Annotated in this window: 1 protein-coding gene; it reads left to right on the top strand. The window is 64.9% G+C overall.

Annotated features, from left to right (window positions below; all coding sequences use genetic code 11):
- Positions 1 to 187: 187 nt before the first annotated feature.
- Positions 188 to 502 (top strand): DUF3829 domain-containing protein (locus DAI20_RS20545; protein ID WP_159085189.1); only part of this gene is annotated, 315 nt, incomplete at its 3' end.

Here is a 502-nt window from a genome sequence, read left to right as displayed (position 1 = left end):
CTGGTTTTCCAGAGCAACCGCCAGTAAGCGGGAAGCTCAACGCGTTATTTTTGTCGCGATCGAGCAGGTCGATCGCGACATGACACGCCCCGCAGCCCCGAATGCCAGCACCTTCCCGAGGTGCTGGAGCGCGCGCTCGCGCCATGCAGGACGATGGCTGCAGTTTTCACTGGTGCAAGGAACTGATTTGAACGCATCCACACGCCTGATTCCCGTTCTTCTGCTCGGCGCGCTGGCCGGCTGCAACAGCCCGGCGGGGCTGGCGGTCGCCGACCCCGGGCTGGAGAAGGTGAACGCCTACATCGAGTGCTACAACGGCGTCGAACAGCCCATCCACGAAGGCTTCCAGACCTACACGGGCTGGATGAAGGATCCCAAGGCGGGGCCGACCGGCAAGGAAGCGCAGCCGCGCTCACCCGGCAAGGTGCTGTCGCACCGCGTCGAGTACTGCGGCCAGCCGCTGACCGATGCGCTGGCAAACACGCCTGCCACGTCGCTGGAC

The organism is Planctomonas deserti (assembly GCF_003067705.1).
GTDB classification, from domain to species: Bacteria; Actinomycetota; Actinomycetes; order Actinomycetales; family Microbacteriaceae; genus Planctomonas; species Planctomonas deserti.
This window is presented reverse-complemented; position numbering and strand designations above follow the sequence as displayed.